The organism is Streptomyces sp. NBC_01429, assembly GCF_036231945.1.
Classification (GTDB): domain Bacteria; phylum Actinomycetota; class Actinomycetes; order Streptomycetales; family Streptomycetaceae; genus Streptomyces.
Genome location: NZ_CP109599.1, coordinates 6,581,547 through 6,599,309 on the forward strand (window position 1 = coordinate 6,581,547; position 17,763 = coordinate 6,599,309).

General features: G+C 72.2%; 15 protein-coding genes. 9 read left to right on the forward strand and 6 right to left on the reverse strand.

All coding sequences use genetic code 11. The annotated features are described in order from the left end of the window. Window positions 1–19 precede the first annotated feature (19 nt). The 3 genes from OG627_RS29040 (at window position 20) to OG627_RS29050 (ending at window position 4,520) form a co-directional block, all read left to right on the forward strand. Window positions 20–1,147, forward strand: coding sequence for a quaternary amine ABC transporter ATP-binding protein (locus OG627_RS29040; protein ID WP_329070071.1), 1,128 nt, complete (start codon window positions 20–22; stop codon window positions 1,145–1,147). Further along, window positions 1,140–3,776, forward strand: a complete 2,637-nt coding sequence (locus OG627_RS29045) for an ABC transporter permease/substrate binding protein (RefSeq protein WP_329070073.1) — start codon at window positions 1,140–1,142, stop codon at window positions 3,774–3,776. Before OG627_RS29040 ends, OG627_RS29045 begins: the two co-directional genes overlap by 8 nt. 189 nt (window positions 3,777–3,965) lie before the next feature. Further along, window positions 3,966–4,520 (forward strand): helix-turn-helix domain-containing protein, encoded by a 555-nt coding sequence (locus tag OG627_RS29050; protein ID WP_329070075.1) that lies wholly within the window; start codon window positions 3,966–3,968, stop codon window positions 4,518–4,520. A gap of 215 nt (window positions 4,521–4,735) precedes the next feature. On the opposite strand, the gene OG627_RS29055 is transcribed toward OG627_RS29050, so the two are convergent. Continuing rightward, window positions 4,736–5,962: a TDT family transporter gene (locus tag OG627_RS29055; protein WP_329070077.1), complete on the reverse strand. Its 1,227-nt coding sequence runs from the start codon at window positions 5,960–5,962 to the stop codon at window positions 4,736–4,738. Between the two features lie 70 nt (window positions 5,963–6,032). Between OG627_RS29055 and OG627_RS29060 the strand changes: the two genes are divergently transcribed. Continuing rightward, window positions 6,033–7,010, forward strand: a complete 978-nt coding sequence (locus OG627_RS29060; protein WP_329070079.1) for a LysR family transcriptional regulator — start codon at window positions 6,033–6,035, stop codon at window positions 7,008–7,010. Window positions 7,011–7,064: 54 nt separating this feature from the next. Here the strand turns inward: OG627_RS29060 and OG627_RS29065 are convergent, their stop codons facing one another. The 3 genes from OG627_RS29065 to OG627_RS29075 all read right to left on the reverse strand — a co-directional run bounded on the left by OG627_RS29065 (window position 7,065) and on the right by OG627_RS29075 (window position 10,216). Beyond that, complete coding sequence (locus tag OG627_RS29065) at window positions 7,065–7,793, reverse strand: gamma-glutamyl-gamma-aminobutyrate hydrolase family protein (protein ID WP_329070080.1); 729 nt, start codon at window positions 7,791–7,793, stop codon at window positions 7,065–7,067. 38 nt (window positions 7,794–7,831) lie between these two features. Further along, complete coding sequence (gene eat / locus OG627_RS29070; protein WP_329070082.1) at window positions 7,832–9,304, reverse strand: ethanolamine permease; 1,473 nt, start codon at window positions 9,302–9,304, stop codon at window positions 7,832–7,834. Window positions 9,305–9,463: 159 nt separating this feature from the next. After that, entirely contained in the window at window positions 9,464–10,216 is a 753-nt protein-coding gene (locus OG627_RS29075) for a FadR/GntR family transcriptional regulator (RefSeq protein ID WP_329070085.1), read from the reverse strand. 78 nt (window positions 10,217–10,294) lie between these two features. On the opposite strand from OG627_RS29075, the gene OG627_RS29080 reads away from it, so the two are divergent. The 4 genes from OG627_RS29080 to OG627_RS29095 are packed head-to-tail and all read left to right on the forward strand — an operon-like array spanning window position 10,295 to window position 14,902. Beyond that, the gene (locus tag OG627_RS29080; RefSeq protein ID WP_329070087.1) at window positions 10,295–11,659 is read left to right on the forward strand and encodes a glutamine synthetase family protein; all 1,365 of its coding nucleotides are present in this window, start codon (window positions 10,295–10,297) and stop codon (window positions 11,657–11,659) included. Window positions 11,660–11,682: 23 nt separating this feature from the next. Beyond that, window positions 11,683–13,044, forward strand: a complete 1,362-nt coding sequence (locus OG627_RS29085; RefSeq protein ID WP_329070089.1) for an aldehyde dehydrogenase family protein — start codon at window positions 11,683–11,685, stop codon at window positions 13,042–13,044. 4 nt (window positions 13,045–13,048) lie between these two features. Continuing rightward, a complete protein-coding gene (locus tag OG627_RS29090) occupies window positions 13,049–13,840 on the forward strand; it encodes a 3-oxoacyl-ACP reductase (protein WP_329070091.1) in 792 nt (263 codons plus the stop codon). 42 nt (window positions 13,841–13,882) lie between these two features. Next, complete coding sequence (locus OG627_RS29095) at window positions 13,883–14,902, forward strand: DUF2510 domain-containing protein (protein ID WP_329070093.1); 1,020 nt, start codon at window positions 13,883–13,885, stop codon at window positions 14,900–14,902. A 25-nt stretch (window positions 14,903–14,927) separates the two neighbouring features. On the opposite strand, the gene OG627_RS29100 is transcribed toward OG627_RS29095, so the two are convergent. Beyond that, window positions 14,928–16,130 carry an amino acid deaminase/aldolase gene (locus OG627_RS29100; RefSeq protein ID WP_329070095.1) on the reverse strand — a complete coding sequence of 401 codons (1,203 nt, stop codon included), beginning with the start codon at window positions 16,128–16,130 and terminating at the stop codon, window positions 14,928–14,930. 173 nt (window positions 16,131–16,303) lie between these two features. After that, window positions 16,304–16,768: a hypothetical protein gene (locus OG627_RS29105; protein ID WP_329070097.1), complete on the reverse strand. Its 465-nt coding sequence runs from the start codon at window positions 16,766–16,768 to the stop codon at window positions 16,304–16,306. Between the two features lie 121 nt (window positions 16,769–16,889). On the opposite strand from OG627_RS29105, the gene OG627_RS29110 reads away from it, so the two are divergent. Continuing rightward, window positions 16,890–17,753 (forward strand): hypothetical protein, encoded by an 864-nt coding sequence (locus tag OG627_RS29110; protein ID WP_365385499.1) that lies wholly within the window; start codon window positions 16,890–16,892, stop codon window positions 17,751–17,753. The last annotated feature ends 10 nt before the right edge of the window (window positions 17,754–17,763 follow it).

Here is a 17,763-nt window from a genome sequence, read left to right on the forward strand (position 1 = left end):
TTCAACGCGTGAGGTGTATGTGTCCAGGCTGCAAGCCGAACACCTGTACAAGGTCTTCGGCAGACGACCAGACGAAGCCGTGACGAAGCTCAAGAACGGTACGGACCGTGACGAGCTGCGTGCCGATGGTACGACCGCCGCGGTGATAGACGCCTCGTTCACGGTCGAGCCCGGCCAGATATTCGTCGTGATGGGTCTGTCGGGATCCGGCAAGTCCACGCTGCTTCGCATGCTCAACGGGCTGCTGGAGCCGACGGCGGGGCAGGTTCTCTTCGACGGCCAGGACCTGACCGCCCTGAGCCCGCAGGACCTGCGGCATGTCCGCTCCACCAAGATCAGCATGGTCTTCCAGCACTTCGCGCTCTTCCCGCACCGCAGCGTTCTGGAGAACGCCGGGTACGGGCTCGAAGTGCAGGGAGTGCCCCGTGAGGAGCGCGACAGGCGCGCCGCGGAAGCGCTGGAGATGACGGGCCTGGGCGGCTGGGAGACGTCCTGGCCCGACGAGCTCTCCGGCGGCATGCAGCAGCGCGTCGGCCTCGCCCGCGCGCTCGCCACCGACGCCGACCTGCTGCTGATGGACGAGTCCTTCAGCGCGCTCGACCCGCTGATCCGCCGCGACATGCAGGACCAGCTGCTCCAGCTTCAGAAACGGCTCAAAAAAACCATCGTGTTCATCACCCACGACCTCAACGAGGCCATGCGCCTCGGCGACCGGATCGCGGTCATGCGCGACGGCGCGATCGTCCAGCTGGGCAGCGCCGAGGACATCCTCGTCACCCCGGCCAACGACTACGTCGCCTCCTTCACCCAGGACGTGGACCGCTCCCGGGTGCTCACCGCCGGCGCGATCATGGCCGACACGGACACCGTCATCGGCACCCGCACGGACGACGGCAAGGAACTGCGTACGGCCCAGGACGTCATCGACGCGGCCCCCGCCACCGTGCCCGAGTCGACGCCGATCATCGAGCTGTTCACGCCCTGTTCGACCAGCGGCGTGGCCGTCGCGGTCGTCGACGACGAGGGTGAACTCGTCGGAGTCGTCCCGCGCTCCCGGCTGCTCGCCGTGCTCGGCGAACCGATGACGCCCACGGACGTTCCCGCGGCCACCCCGGCCACGGCTGACAAGGCGGTCGCACGTGCCTAGGCTCCATCTCGGCGACTGGGTCGACAGCGCTGTCGACTTTCTCCAGAACCACCTTTCCTGGCTGTTCGACTTCATCGGCACGGTCGTCTCCGGCATGTACGACGGCATCAACGCGGTGCTGTCGGCCCCGGAACCCCTGCTCCTCGCGGGCATCTTCGCCGTACTGGCCTGGTGGCTGCGCAGCCTGTCCGCCGGCGCGCTCACCTTCGTCGGGTTCGCCCTCATCGACTCCATCGAGTTGTGGGGCGAGGCGATGGAGACCCTGTCGCTGGTGCTCGTCGCGACCATCATCGTGCTGGTCATCGCGATGCCGCTCGGTATCTGGGCGGCGCGCTCCAAGACCGTCAGCTCCGTGGTCCGGCCGGTGCTCGACCTGATGCAGACCATGCCCGCCATGGTCTATCTGATCCCCGGTGTGGTCTTCTTCGGCATCGGCGTGGTCCCGGGCATCGTCGCCACGATCATCTTCGCCCTGCCGCCCGGCGTCCGGATGACCGAACTCGGCATCCGCCAGGTCGACGGCGAGCTGGTCGAGGCCGCGGAGGCGTTCGGCACCACTCCCCGCAACACCCTGCTGCGGGTCCAGCTGCCACTGGCCCTTCAGACGATCATGGCCGGCATCAACCAGGTCATCATGCTGGGCCTGTCCATGGTGGTCATCGCCGGCATGGTCGGCGGCGGCGGCCTCGGTGGCGCCGTGTACCGCGCCCTGGGCAACATCGACATCGGTCTCGGTTTCGAGGCGGGTCTCTCCGTGGTCATCCTGGCCGTGTTCCTCGACCGGATCACCGGTTCGCTGAGCCTCCAGGTCTCCCCGGTCGGCCGCCGCGCGCTGAACAAGGCCAAGGAACTGGCCGGCGGCGCGAAGATCTGGAACCACCGCCCGCAGCCCGTCGTCGCGATCGCCGGTGTGCTCGTCCTCGCGCTCGTCGCGGGCGGCATCGGCCTGTTCGGCGGCTCGTCGTCCTCCTCCACCACCGCCGACGCCGACAACGTCGGCAAGGGCAAGAAGATCAGCATGGGGTACATCCCCTGGGACGAGGGCATCGCCTCCACCTTCCTCTGGAAGGAACTGCTGGAGCAGCGCGGTTACGAGGTCGACGCCCGGCAGTACGAGGCCGGCTCGCTCTACACCGGTCAGGCCGGCGGTCAGATCGACATCCAGACCGACTCCTGGCTGCCGGTCACGCACGCCTCGTACTGGGCCAAGTACAAGGACAGGCTGGAGGACATGGGGGCCTGGTACGACAAGACCTCCCTGGAGATCTCCGTCCCCTCGTACGTGAAGGGCGTCAAGTCTCTCGCCGACCTCAAGGGCAAGAGCTCCACCTTCAAGGGCCGGATCATCGGCATCGAGCCCAGCGCCGGCGAGATGGGCCTGCTCAAGGACAAGGTCCTCAAGGCGTACGGCCTGGACAGTGAGTACAAGCTCATCGACGGCTCCACCACCGGCATGCTCGCGGAGCTGAAGCGCGCGTACGCCAAGAAGGAGCCCGTCGCTGTCGTGCTCTGGTCGCCGCACTGGGCGTACGACACCTACGACCTGACCAAGCTCGCCGACCCGAAGAAGGCGTTCGGCGCGGAGAGCGACGGCGTGCACACCCTGGCGCGCAAGGGCTTCACCGAGGACAACCCGCAGGTCGCCTCGTGGCTGAAGAACTTCAAGATGACCGAGAAGCAGCTCACCAGCCTGGAAGCCAAGATCCAGGGGGCCCAGAAGGGCCAGGAGCAGAGCGCGGTGCGCGAGTGGCTCAAGGAGAACCCCGGGGTCGCCGAGAAGTGGACCCCCGTCGGTGACGACGCCTCCGCCAAGGCGGCGGGCGGCGGCAAGGACGAGCGCGAGCGCACGGTGGAGGTCGGCTGGTTCCCCTGGGAGGAGGACATCGCCGCCACCTACCTGTGGAAGGCGGTCCTGGAGGAGCGCGGCTACAAGGTCAACCTCAAGCAGTTCGAGCTCGGCCCGATGTACACCGCGATGTCCCGGGGCCAGGTGGACGTCCAGTTCGACGCCTGGCTGCCCAACGCGCAGAAGCGCTACTGGGACAAGTACAAGAACGATCTCACGCAGCTCGGTTCCTGGTACGGACCGACCACGCGCGAGGTGGCCGTGCCCTCCTACGTGAAGGGCGTCGACTCGCTCGCCGACCTCAAGGGGCGCGGCGACGACTTCAAGGGCCGGATCGTCGGCATCGAGCCCGGCACCGAGGAGATGAACGTCCTCAAGGAGGACGTCCTGCCCGGCTACGGCCTCGGCAAGGAGTACAAGGTCGTCGACAGCTCCACACCGGCCATGCTCGCCGAGCTGAAGCGCGCGTACGCCAAGAAGGAGCCGATCGCGGTCGCGCTGTGGACCCCGCACTGGGCCTACAACGAGTTCGAGCTGACCAAGCTGAAGGACCCGCGGAAGGCCTTCGGCGACGGGGACCGGCTCACCACGGTCGCGCACAAGGACTTCCCGGAGAACTACCCGCAGCTGACCAAGTGGTTCAAGGGCTTCAAGCTGAGCGAGGACCAGCTCGGCAGCCTGGAGAACGAGATCCAGAAGGCCGGCACCGGGCACGAGGAAGAGGCCGTCAAGACCTGGATGGGTGATAATCCGGGCATGGCGGACAAGATGGCTCCGCTGTAGCCGGACCGCGCGTGGGATGAACCCGCGTGCTCACGCACCCGCGCACCAGGGGTGGGCTTCGCCCGATCGGGCGAAGCCCACCCCTTCGGCGTGTTTCCCTTCCGTCCCGGCCGCGCGCATCATTGAGGACAGCTCTTGTGCGGGCGTCAACTCTGAGAGGATGACGATCCGGTCGGGAGGGAGCCAGTCATGGACGACAAGGAAGCGCTCAGGGTGGGCGCGGCCGTCCGCAGGCGGCGCAGGTCCCTGGGGATGACTCTGGCGGCGGTCGCCGCCCGCAGCGGACTGTCCGTGCCCTTCCTCAGCCAGATCGAGAACGAACGCGCCAGGCCGAGCATCCGCTCCCTGGAGCGGGTCGCCGACGCCCTGGAGACGACCCCCGCCCAGCTGCACGCCGCCGCCGACTCGGCGCGCACCGTCGACGTCGTACGGGCCCCCGACCCCGGTCCCGGGGTGCGCCGGGTGGTGCGCGGCGGGCACCAGCTGAACGCCAAGGAGTTCACCGGCGAGCAGGACACCGGCCGCGAGTACCAGCACCGCAACGACGAGATCATGTACATCGCCGACGGCGCCGCCGAGGTCGAGGCCGAAGGCCGCGCGTACCGGCTGGAGCGCGGCGACACGCTGTACCTCTCCGGCGGGGTACGCCACCGGTGGCGCGCGACCGAGCCCGGTACCCGCATCCTGGTGGTCGCCGTGGCGGAGCACATCGACGCGACCGTCGATCCCCGGCGCCAGAGCTAGGGCCTCTCGTTTGGATCATGCCGGGCTCGCGAGCCCTGGCACCGCGCCTCGCCGCGTTGTCGTCAGTCATCCCCAAGGTCTCGGCTTCGCTCGACCAGGGGAGACCCCATCCGCTCCGCGTGGGCTCCCTCCTCCGCCTTGCGATCCACGGCACCAGACCCCGCTCCCTCATCCGGCCTGATCCAAACGAAAGACCCTAGGCGGCGCCGACGCGGTCAGGCGGTGAGGGCCGCTGCCGGCGCGGGCGCCCCCGCCCCGGCAGCCGCCGGGAGGGTGCCGCGCAGCAGCCCGCGCAGCGTGCGCCACGCGGCCACCGCCCAGGCCGTCACCAGCGCCGCGAACAGGCCCACCGCCAGCCACTCCAGCGCCACCAGCCCCGTGCGCCCCGCCAGACCGGCCGTACCCGTCACACAGGTGCCGACCGGGAACGTGAAGGCCCACCACGTCATCGTGAACCGCATCCCGCGCCGGGCCGCCCGGACCACCAGCGCCGCCGCCAGCACCAGCCAGAACAGCGCGAAGCCCAGCACCGGCACCCCGTACAGCAGGGCGAAGGCGCCCAGCACCCGCGCCTGGGAGGCTCCCACGGCGCCGGGGGCCGCCCCGGCCAGCAGATGGAGCGCGGTGGCCGACTGCCCCAGCGGACCGAGGACCAGGAAGAGCAGCGGGGTCGCCGCGAGCGGCGGCGGGCCGTGCAGCAGCAGCCGGGCGACGATCAGGGGCAGCACCGTCAGCGTGGCGAACAGGCTCAGCCCGAACAGCCCGTAACCGCCGTACAGCAGGGCCTCGCGCCACTGGCCCGCCGGCAGATACGGCACCAGCGGCGCGGCGGCCGCCGCCGAGACCATGGGCGCCACCAGCGGAAGCAGCCAGGCGGGGGAGACGTCCGCGGGCGACAGCCGGTGGCGTACGGCCATCAGGTACGGGATCGCCACCGCGAGCGCCGGCCCGAGCAGCGTCCCCGCACCGAACAGCACCGCGTCCACGGTGACCGCGGCCCGCTCGCCCAGCACCTCTCGCCCCACGGTGAGCGTGGCGGTACCGACGGCGAGCGGCGCCATCGCCAGACATCCGTAGAAGGGCGCCACGGCCGGATCGAGGAGCTGGGCGCGGGCCCGGTCGCGGTGGCGCAGCCAGTGACCCGCGCGGGCGCTCAGCACGAGCGCGAGCAGCACCGCCGACAGCGCCCACATCACCACGCACACGGCCCCGAGCCCCGGTATCCCGGCCGCCGGTCCCGGCGCTCCGGCCCGCAGCCCGGCCCCCGCGACGGCGACGATCGCCGTGCCCATGACGGGCGCGTACCAGTTGGGTCCGAGATCCCGCAGCGCGGGCGGCCGCCTCCGGGAGGCCGGCCGCGCCGTCGGTGCGGTGCGGGGTGTGGTGCGGGGTGCTGCGGGGCGTGCTGCACAGTGCGCGCCGGGGCGCGCGAGAAGGGCCATGCGACCACCCTCGCCCTCCGGTACGGCCCCCACCAGGCCCGTTCTCCCTATGAGGTCATAACCTGGACTTATGGCCGATGCCTCGCCCGCCCCTCACCGCAGCGCCCCCGTTGCCGCGCCGCTCGCCCACCGGGTGCCCGACCTCGGCGCGCTGGAGCTGCTGCTCGCCGTCGCCCGGCTCGGCAGTCTCGGCCGGGCCGCCCGCGAGACCGGCATCAGCCAGCCCGCGGCCAGCAGCCGGATCCGGGCCATGGAGCGCCTGCTCGGGGTCGCCCTGGTGGACCGTTCCCCCCGCGGCTCGCGCCTCACCGACGCCGGAACGCTGGTCACCGACTGGGCCCGGCGCGTGGTCGAGGCCGCCGAGGCGTTCGACGCGGGAGCGCAGGCGCTGCGGGGCCGCCGGGACTCTCGGCTGCGGGTCGCCGCCAGCATGACGATCGCGGAGTATCTGCTGCCGCGCTGGCTGATAGCGCTGCGCCGGGAGCGCCCCGACACCGCCGTCTCGCTGCACGCGGGCAACTCCGTCACCGTCGCGGAACGGCTCCTGAGCCACGAGGCGGACCTCGGCTTCGTGGAGGGGCTCGCCGCGCCCGACGGGCTCGACTCCGCCGTCGTCGGCCACGACCGGCTGCTCGTCGTCGCCGCCCCCGGCCACCCCTGGGCCCGCCGCCGCGCCCCGCTCGACCCGGCCGAGCTGGCCCGGACCCCGCTCATCCTGCGGGAACCCGGATCCGGCACCCGCCAGGTCCTGGACGCCGGCCTCACCTCCTACGGAGGACTGGCCGAGCCGCTGCTCGAACTCGCCTCCACCACCGCGTTGAAGGCGGCGGCGGTGAGCGGGGCAGGGCCCTGCGTGCTCAGCGAGCTGGCGGTCGGCGAGGAGCTGGCGGCCCACCGGCTCGTCGCGGTGCCGGTGGCGGGCGTACGGCTGCGCCGCGACCTGCGCGCGGTCTGGCCGGCCGGCACCCGGCCCGCGGGCCCCGCGCGCGATCTGCTCTCGCTGACGCGCGGGACCCCGGGCCTGATGATGCGGGGGACTACCGGCTGATCCCGGCCCCCCCGGCTGACCCCTGTTGACTCCCGGCCCCGTGGTCCGGTGGCCCTATGCGCCCGCTGACCCCGCGCCCGCTCCGGCACCGGCGGGCCGGGTGCTCGCGGCCTCGACCAGGGCCGCCATCACCCGGGTGTCCTCGGCCATCTCCGGATGCCACTGGACGCCCAGCGCCCACCCCGGGCCGGGCAGTTCCACTGCCTCGATCGTGCCGTCCGCCGCGAACGCCGAGGGAGTCAGCCCCGTACCCAGCCGGTCCACGCTCTGGTGGTGGTGCGTCGGGACGGTGAACTCCTCGGGCACCAGATCGCCGTAGCGGGTGCCGGGCACCGGCTTCACGGGGTGCTCGCCGAAGCGGCCGGTCACCCCCGAGGTGTGGCCGTCCATGTGCTGGACGAGCGTGCCGCCCAGGGCCACGTTCAGCAGCTGCATGCCCCGGCAGATCCCCAGCAGCGGGGTGCCGGAGGCCAGGGCCGCCCCGATGAGCGCCAGCTCCCACGCGTCCCGCTCCAGGGCCGGCGGCCCGGTGCGCGGGTCCCGGTCGGCTCCGTACCGTACGGGCTCCACATCGGGGCCGCCCGCGATGACCAGCCCGTCCAGCCGGTCCACCACCGAAGCGGCGGCGCCGGGGTCGGCGTCGGGCGGGAGCATGGCGGCCAGGCCGCCCGCCCGCTGGACGAGCCGGGGGTAGCCGGCGGGCAGCAGGGCGGCGGGCAGCTCCCAGGCGCCCCAGGCGGCGGACGCCTCCAGGTAGGTGCTGACGCCGATGAGCGGCTTCATGGATCGCGTCCTCCGTGCTGTTTCTCGCGCTGTTCGCACTATCGGTCCCGTTCGAGTTCGGCCTCGGCCGCGGCCAGCGCCGCGAACTCCTCCTCGGGAGCCGCGGCCACCAGCCGGTGCCGACTGTAGAAGGTGAAGTAGGCGAGGGCGACGACATAGACCCCGAGCGCGATGAAGGCCGCGTCCTTGTCCACCAGGAACGTCGCGACCAGCGCGGACAGCGCCAGTACGAACGCCACGCCGGAGGTGACCATCCCGCCGGGCGTGCGGTACGGGCGGGGGAGGTCCGGCTCGCGGCGGCGCAGCACGAGATGGGACAGGGCCATCAGGGAGTACGAGATGGTCGCGCCGAACACCGCCACGTTCAGCATCCGGCCGCCGTCCCCGGTGGCCGCCGCCAGCGCGAAACCGATCGCGCCGGGGATCAGCAGACCCAGATAGGGGGCTTTGCGGCCGCTCGTGAGGGAAAGGAACCGGGGCAGATAGCCCGCGCGCGAGAGCGCGAACAGCTGCCGGGACCCGGCGTAGATCAGGGAGAAGAACGACGCGACGAGCCCGGCGAGACCCGCGTAGTTCACGAACCGGCTCAGCGGAGTCGGGTCGCCGTCCCCCTGGAGCGCGACCACCAGCGGATTGCCCGCCTCCTGGACGGCGGCCGAGCCGCGCGCCCCCGTCGCGGCGAAGAAGGTCACCAGCGCCAGCAGGACGAGCACGCCCATGGCGATCGACAGCGCCTTCGGCATGGAACGCACCGGGTCCTTGGCCTCCTCGGCGGCCAGCGGCACCCCCTCCACCCCCAGGAAGAACCACATGCCGAACGGGAACGCCGCCCAGATGCCCAGCACACCGAACGGCAGCCACGAGTTCGAGCCGAACGCGGCCTCGTCCACGGGGATGTCGTTGAGACCGCTCGCGTCGAATTCGGTGAAGGCGCCGACCGCGAAGATCAGCAGCGCCGCCACCGCGACGGCCGTCACCACCAGGCTGAAGCGCAGCGCCTCGCCGACGCCCCAGAGATGAATGCCGATGAAGATCACGAAACAGGCCAGATAGACCGGCCAGCCGGCCGTCAGACCGAAGAGATGGAGTGATTCGACGTACTCACCGATGAAGATGGAGATCGCGGCCGGAGCCAGGATGTATTCGATGAGGATCGCCGTGCCGGTGAGGAATCCGCCCCAGGTGCCGAGCGCGCGCCGGGCGAAGCCGTAGCCGCCGCCCGCCGTGGGCAGGATGGCGGACAGTTCGGCGAGCGAGAAGACGAGGCACGCGTACATCACCCCCATCAGCACCATGGCGATCGCGAGACCGCCGAAGCCCCCCTCGGAGAGGCCGATGTTCCAGCCGGAGAAGTCCCCGGAGACGACATAGGCGACCCCGAGACCGGTCAGCAGCAGCCAGCCCGCACTGCCGCGCCGCAGCGCCCGCCGTTTCAGATAGTCGGTGTCCCGCTGGTCGGCGCCGTCGGCCGTGTCGGCCGGTGGGGTGAGCGCGTCGGTGCCGTCGGACATGAGCTGCTCCTGCCTCGGGGTAAAGGTGTGAGGCCACACCTTTACGCTCCGGATGGCCGCGCGCAAGGCTCATGCGTTAAACGGTTGTTACGGATCGGACGGGGGCGGCGCACGGGCACGGATCCCGACCCGGATCGGGCGGCCGGGGTGGTCCGGCGCTCAGCTGAGGAAGCCCCGCAGCAGCGCCGCCGTACCGCCGCAGTGCTCGCGGGCGATCTCGCGCGCCCCGTCCGCGTCCCCGTCGAGAACCGCCTCCACCAGCGCCGTGTGCTGGCGCTGCGAGTGCTCCAGGTTCCGCACGAGCAGCGGAATGCAGTCCAGCAGATCGTTCACCGACGCCCGGACGGCCGCGTACTGCTCGGTCAGGGTCGCGGACCCGGACAGCTCGGCGAGGGTGAGATGCAGCAGCGTGTCCAGCCTGCGGTACTCCGCCAGGGGCGCGTCACGGGTCGCGGCCAGCGCCGCCCGCAGCCGCCGCGCCCGCTCCCCGCTCAGCCCGTCCGCCGCGCACAGCCCCGCCGCGCCGACCTCCAGCACCTCGCGGAAGCGCAGCACGTCCTCGATGTCCACGCCCGCCACCCGGCGCCGCAGCTCCTCCTCGGCGCCCAGGGCAGGCGCGTCGGGCCTCGGCCGCACGAACGTCCCGCCGTACCTGCCGCGCCGGCTCTCCAGCAGCCCCTGGTCCTGGAGGACCTTGAGCACCTCGCGGAGCGTGACCCGGCTGATCCCCAGCCGCTCGGCCAACTCCCGCTCGGCGGGCAGCCGTTCGCCGCCCGCCACCAGTCCGAGCCGGACGATCCGGAGGATCTGCTCCAGCGCCTCCTCGAAGCCGTTGCCCGCCCGTACGGGCCGCAGTACCGGAGTCAGCGGATCCGCCTCCGTCGGGTCGGTCGGCTCGTCCTTCTTCGCCACGTCGCCGTTTCCCCTTCCCAATCAATGGTCTACAGGCATACCTTATGGCTTCCGGCTGACCGAAGGAGGAGTAACCCCGTGGCAGACCGCACACCCCCGCTCAGCGTCGAGGAACTGCGTGTCCTCGTGGCGAGCGGTGAGATCGACACGGTCGTCCTGGCCTTCCCCGACATGCAGGGCCGGCTCCAGGGCAAGCGGTTCGCCGCTCCGTTCTTCCTCGACGACGTCCTGGAGCACGGCACCGAGGGCTGCAACTACCTTCTCGCCGTCGACACCGAGATGAACACCGTCGACGGATACGCGATGTCCTCCTGGGACCGCGGCTACGGCGACTTCGCCATGCGCCCCGACCTCTCCACCCTGCGCCGCGTCCCCTGGAACGAGGGCACGGCGATGCTCGTCGCCGACCTCGCCTGGCACGACGGCTCGCCCGTCGTCGCCGCGCCCCGCCAGATCCTCCGCCGCCAGCTGGAGCGCCTCGCCGAACACGGCTTCACCGCGCACGTCGGCACGGAGCTGGAGTTCATCGTCTTCAAGGACAGCTACGAGCAGGCCTGGGACAGCGACTACCGGGGGCTGACCCCCGCCAACCAGTACAACGTCGACTACTCCATCCTCGGCACCGGACGGGTCGAACCCCTGCTGCGCCGGATCCGCAACGAGATGGCCACCGCCGGACTGACCGTCGAGTCCGCCAAGGGCGAGTGCAACCCCGGCCAGCACGAGATCGCCTTCAAATACGACGAGGCGCTCGTCACCTGCGACCAGCACGCCATATACAAGACCGGCGCCAAGGAGATCGCCTCGCAGGAGGGCGTCTCGCTCACCTTCATGGCCAAGTACAACGAGCGCGAAGGCAACTCCTGCCATATCCACCTCTCGCTCCAGGACACGCACGGCACCAATGTCATGGCCGGGGACGGCCCCGGCGGCATGTCGCCCGTGATGCGCCACTTCCTCGCGGGCCAGCTCGCCGCGCTGCGGGACTTCTCCCTGCTGTACGCGCCCACCATCAACTCGTACAAACGCTTCCAGCCGGGCTCCTTCGCCCCCACCGCCGTCGCCTGGGGCTATGACAACCGCACCTGCTCGCTGCGGGTGGTCGGACACGGCCGGTCCATGCGCTTCGAGAACCGGCTGCCGGGCGGGGACGTCAACCCGTACCTCGCCGTCGCCGGGCTGATCGCCGCCGGACTGCACGGCATCGAGCACGAACTCGAACTCCCCGAGGAGTGCGCCGGCAACGCCTACAGCGCCGGTTACGAGCAGGTCCCCACCACCCTGCACGAGGCCGCCGCGCTCTGGGAGGACAGCCCCGTCGCCCGCGCCGCCTTCGGCGACGAAGTGGTGGCGCACTACCGCAACATGGCGCGCGTCGAGGTGGAGGCATTCGACGCCGCGGTGACCGACTGGGAGCTTCGCCGCTCCTTCGAACGTCTGTGAGGGACGACGTGCGGGAACAACACGTGGCCGAACACCACATCCTCAACCCGGCCACCGGGGAGACCGTCGCCACCATCGCGGCGACCACCCCCGCCGAGGTCGACGCGGCGGTACGGCGGGCCGCCGCTGCCCAGCGCGGATGGGCGGCGCTCGCCCCCGCCGACCGCGCCAGGGCCCTGCGCCGGTTCGCCGTCGTCGTCGACGAACACAGCGAGGAACTGGCCAGGACCGAGGTCCGCCAGGCCGGTCACACCATCGGCAACGCCCGCTGGGAGGCGGGCAACGTCCGTGATCTGCTGGACTACTCCGCCGGGGGAGTAGAGCGGCTGACCGGCCGCCAGATCCCCGTCGCCGGAGGAGTCGACCTCACCCTGCTCGAACCGCTCGGCGTCATCGGGGTGATCGCTCCGTGGAACTTCCCCATGCCGATCGCCGCCTGGGCCACCGCCCCCGCGCTCGCCGCGGGCAACGCCGTCCTGCTCAAGCCCGCCGAGACCACCCCGCTCACCGCGCTCAGGCTCGCCGAACTCGCCCTGGAGGCCGGGCTCCCCGAGGGCCTCTTCCAGGTCCTGCCCGGCGCCGGTGACGTCGCGGGCGAGGCGCTGGTCGACCACCCGGGCGTCGCCAAGATCGTATTCACCGGCTCCACCCGGGTCGGCAAACGGATCATGGCGAGGAGCAGCTCACTCGTGAAACGGGTGACCCTCGAACTCGGCGGCAAGAGCCCCAACATCGTCTTCGCCGACTCCGACCTCGAACAGGCCGCCGCGGGCGCGCCGATGTCCTTCCTGGACAACGCGGGGCAGGACTGCTGCGCCCGTACCCGCATCCTCGTCCAGCGCGAGGTCCACGACCGGTTCCTGGAACTGCTCGCCCCCGCCGTGGAGTCCGTCGTCGTCGGGGACCCGTCCGACGAGAAGACCCAGATGGGCCCGCTGATCTCGGCGGCCCAGCTGGAGCGGGTACGGTCCTACGTCCCCGACGGCGCGCAGGGCATCCGGGGCAGCGCGCCGGACGGCCCCGGCTTCTGGTTCGCCCCGACCGTCCTCACCGCGGCGGCGGCCGACTCCCCGGTGGCCACCGAGGAGGTCTTCGGGCCGGTCGCCGTCGTGCTGCCCTTCGACGACGAGGAGGACGCCGTCCGGCTGGCCAACGCCACCGAGTACGGACTCGCCGGGTCGATCTGGACCCGGGACGTGGGCCGCGCGCTGCGGGTCTCGCGCGCCGTCGCCGCCGGGAACCTGTCCGTCAACTCGCACAGCGCCGTCCGCTACGGGACACCGTTCGGCGGCTACAAACAGTCCGGACTCGGCAGGGAACTCGGGCCGGACGCCCTCACCGCTTTCACGGAAACCAAGAACGTCTTCATCAGCACGGAGGCCTGAACCCATGACCGCTCCCCAGAACGACATCGTCTGCCGCCGGCTCGTGGGCCGTACGGCGGTCATCACCGGTGCCGGCAGCGGCATCGGCCTCGCCACCGCACGGCGGCTCGCCTCCGAGGGCGCGCACATCGTCTGCGGCGACATCGACGCGACCGCGGGCAAGGCCGCGGCCGAGGAGGTCGGCGGGACCTTCGTCCAGGTCGACGTAACCGACGCCGAGCAGGTCGAGGCGCTGTTCAGGACCGCGTACGACACCTACGGCAGCGTCGACATCGCCTTCAACAACGCGGGCATCTCGCCGCCCGACGACGACTCGATCCTCACCACCGGCCTCGACGCGTGGAAGCGGGTGCAGGAGGTCAACCTCACCTCCGTGTACCTGTGCTGCAAGGCCGCGATCCCCTACATGCGGCGCCAGGGCCGGGGCTCCATCATCAACACCGCCTCCTTCGTGGCGCGGATGGGCGCGGCGACCTCGCAGATCTCCTACACCGCGTCCAAGGGCGGAGTGCTCGCGATGTCCCGGGAGCTGGGCGTCCAGTTCGCCCGGGAGGGGATCCGGGTCAACGCGCTGTGCCCGGGGCCGGTCAACACCCCCCTGTTGCAGGAGCTGTTCGCGAAGGACCCGGAACGGGCCGCGCGCCGGCTGGTGCACATCCCGGTGGGGCGCTTCGCCGCCGCCGAGGAGATCGCGGCCGCGGTCGCGTTCCTCGCGAGCGACGACGCGTCCTTCGTGAACGCCACCGACTTCCTGGTCGACGGCGGGATCGCGGGGGCGTACGTCACCCCGGTGTAGGGCCCTGGCCAGCGGGGGCCGGGCAGGACCTACGCTGAGGGCATGAGCATGACGACCCCGCCCGGCTGGTATCCCGATCCGACGGTCCCGTCCACCGAACGCTGGTGGGACGGGACCGCCTGGACCGCGCACGCCCGCCCGCTCGGCGGGGCCGTCCCGCCCGAACAGCCCCAGCAGTACCCGGTCCAGCCCTCGTTCCAGCCCCCGTTCCCGGGGCAGTACGGCCAGGGACAGCAGCCGTACGCGATGGCGGTGGGCCAACAGACGGTTGCCGCGGCGCCGAGCGGCGCCGCCCGGACCTGGTGGATCGTCGGCGCGTGCGCGCTCGTCGCCACTCTGGTCGTCACCGCACTGGTCACCGGCGTGCTCACACCCGGGGGCGACGACCGGGCGGACGGCGGAGCGGCCGCGCGGAGCGGCGAGCCCGGAGTCTCCCCGGGCACGGACGGGAAGAGCCCGAGCGCGGGTTCCGGCACGGAGCCCGACGCCGTACCGGCCGACGACCCGACCGTCCTGGTCGACCAGTTGAACGGCATCACCCTGCCCATCCTGGACGGCTGGGAGGAGCCGGACTACGGAGCCGACGACGCCCCGACCATGAAGACGGTCGACCTGGTCGACTGCCCCGGATCGGGCGGCACCTGCCGCCACGGCACGGTCTCCTCCCGCACGGCGAGCGGGGCCGAGGGCACGTCCGCCAAGGACCTGGCCGAGGAGGACATCTCCAAGGCCGCCGAGGCCGCGTACGGCAAGGACGGCCTCGGCATCAGCCGCCACGGCGGCATCACGTCGCACAAGACGCTCACCTCCGGGCCCGCCGTGGTCGCGGGCCGCACCGGACACCTGGTGCGGTGGCGGGTCACCACCGGCGCCGGGCCCGGCGGTTACGTCCAGTCGCTGGTCTTCCCCTCGGCGGTCGGCTCCGAGTCACTGATCATCGTGCGCTTCGCCTTCGACGCGGGCCCCGACGGACCGCCGGTCGGCGGAATGGACACGATCACCAAGGGCATCCGGCAGATCGAGGACGGCTCGGGCGGCGTGGGCAGCTCCGTCGGCTCTTGACCCGCGCCGGCTCACGAGACCGGGCTCACAGGAACGTCAGCCCCTCGCCCCGGTACGTGGGTACGGTCGCCACCACCTGGTCGCCCTCCACCAACCGCAGGGTGTCGAAGCGCTCGCACAGCTCACCGGCCTTGGCGTGGCGGAACCACACCTTGTCGCCGATCAGCAGATCGTCGGCCGCCGAGCCGAGCAGCGGGGTCTGCACCTCACCGGCGCCCTCCTGGCCGTCGAAGCGCAGCCCCTCCGGCAGATACGGCACGGGAAGCCGGTCCCGGCCCGCCGCCCCCGACGCCGGATAACCGCCGCCGAGCACCGTCACCACCCCGACGCCCGGCCTGCGCACCACGGGCTGGGCGAACAGCGCGGCGGGACGGCCCGTGAACGATGTGTAGTTGTCGAAGAGCCGCGGAACGTAGAGGCCCGAGCCGGCGGCGATCTCCGTCACCGCGTCCTCCGCGGCCGTGTGCTGGACACTGCCCGTACCGCCACCGTTGACGAACTCCAGGGCGGGCGCGACGCTGCGCACCGCGCGGACCGTCGCCGCGCGCCGCTCCACCAGCTCGCGGCGGGCGGTGGACTGCATCGCTCTGATCACCCGTGACCGCAACGGGCGTCCCACCAGGGTGTCCCCCACCCCGGCTATATGACCTTCGTACGCCATGAGCCCGACCAGCCGGAATCCGGGGCGGCGGGCTATCGACCTGGCCAGCTCGGCCAGTTGGGCCGGCTCGCTCAGCGGGGAACGCAGTGCGCCGATCCTGACCCGTCCGCCGAGCAGCCGCAGGGCCGTGTCCAGTTCCAGACAGACTCTCAGCTCCTCCCGGCCGCCTTCGCGCGCCGCGTCGATGAGATCCAGCTGGGCCGGATCGTCGATCATCACCGTGACGGCGGCGGCGAGTTCCGGGTCCCCGGCCAGCTCCGCGTAGGACGCGCGGTCCGCCGACGGATAGGCCAGCAGCACGTCCTGGAACCCGGCCCGCGCCAGCCACAGCGACTCGGCCAGCGTGAACGACATGATCCCCGCGAACCCGTCGCGGGCCAGGACCCGTTCCAGCATCGCGCGGCAGCGTACGGATTTGCTCGCCACCCGAATCGGTTTGCCGCCGGCCCGCCGTACGAGATCGTCGGCGTTCGCGTCGAACGCCTCCAGATCCACGACGGCGAGCGGTGCGTCGAGATGAGCGGTGGCCCGGTCGTACCTGGCCCGGTCAGTGGCGCGCGGATTCATGGCCCGCAGCCTGCCAGAGCCTGCTACCGCACGGTAGGGGGACGTTCGGGGCAGATCACCACCGGCCTCCGCGGACGTTCCCGCCGGGCCCCCTCCAGCCCGTAGAGTGACGCACACGCCGCGTCGAACGGGCCTCTTCCGTAAGGTGATCGGTCATGCGGTGAACCGATCGGTCAGGACAGCGGCACAGGGGGGCGGATGAGCACCGAGGCACCACGCGCCGCCGTACCACCCCGCGCGCCCGTGCCGCCGCGCCCCACGGCTCCACCGGCCACGGACGCCACCGCGCCCGACGAACCGGCGCCGGACGTCCCGCGCGCCGGCGGACCGGCGGCCACCGCCAGGCGGACGGACGGTCCGCACCCGGTGACCGGCCCGCTGCGGATCCCCCCGCAGCACTCCGCCGCCGCGCCTCCCGCCTCGGTCCCCAAACCTCCCGCCACACCTCCGCGCCCCGCCGCCGACCAGCGCCGCCCGGTGGCCGATCCACGCGGCGCCACCGCTCCGCCGCGCCCGCGCACCTCGTTCGGCCCGCCCCCCGTCACGACGGGCCGGCAGCGCGCGTACGGCCCGCCGCGCCCCGCGCCCGCGCCCGCGTCGACCGAAGGCGGCCGTACGGGCCACGAGAGCGCTCCCACCCCCGCACCTCCCGCCGTCCCCGCACCTCCCGTACCTGCGGCGCCCCCCGTTCCGCCGGTCCCCCCCGCTCCTCCTGTCCCTCCCGCTCCACCGGTCGCTCCCGCGCAGCGGGTCCCTCCCATACGCACGGCCGAGACGCCGTTCCCGGCCCCGCACCCCTCCTACGCCTGGGCCCCGGCAAACGCCGGGACACCCGAGGAACACGCCCGCCTGGTGCCCGTACAGCCCCGGCACCCCGGCAGGACCGCCGCCGCCCTCGTCTGCGGTGTGCTCGGCCTCGGACTGATCGGCGGCGCCGCGACCGGCACCTGGCTCACCGGCGACTCGGCGGCCGAACCCGCCACCCAGGACACCTTCGGCACGGCACGCTCCCTCTGGCACAGCGTCCCCGTCGACACCCTCTTCCCGCGCACCCTCGACGGCGGCGGCGCCGGGCCCGGAGGCGCCGACCGCGACTGGACGCGGGTCGGTGTCGCCCCCGACAGCGACTGCTCCGCCGCCCTCGACCCCCTGCTGCTCAGGACGGTGGGCCCGGTCGGCTGCGAGCGGGTGCTGCGCGCCACCTACGTCGACGCCACCTCCAGCAGCGTCACCACCGTAGGACTCGTCTTCACCAAGGCCGACGCGGCCGCCATGGACGCCCTGCGCGCCCGCTTCCGGGACGAGAAACTCGACCGGCGCGCCGATCTGATGCCCCGCGCCTTGCCCGTCAAGGGCACCCCCGCCGCCGGGTTCGGCGACCCGCAGCGCGCCAGCTGGTCGGTGAACGTCCTCACCGACGCACCCGTCGTCGTGTACGGCGTCTCCGGCTTCGCGGACGGCCGCAAGGTCACCGCCCCGCAGTCCGCCGGCGAGGCCATGGCCTCCGGAGCCACCACCGCGCCCGCGCAGTCGGGGCTCGGCCATGAGGCGAAAGGCATCGCCGACCGTATCGAACGAGGGGTCCGCAAGGCCGTCAGCGCCCCCACGGCGGAGCCCCGGTGACCCGGAACAC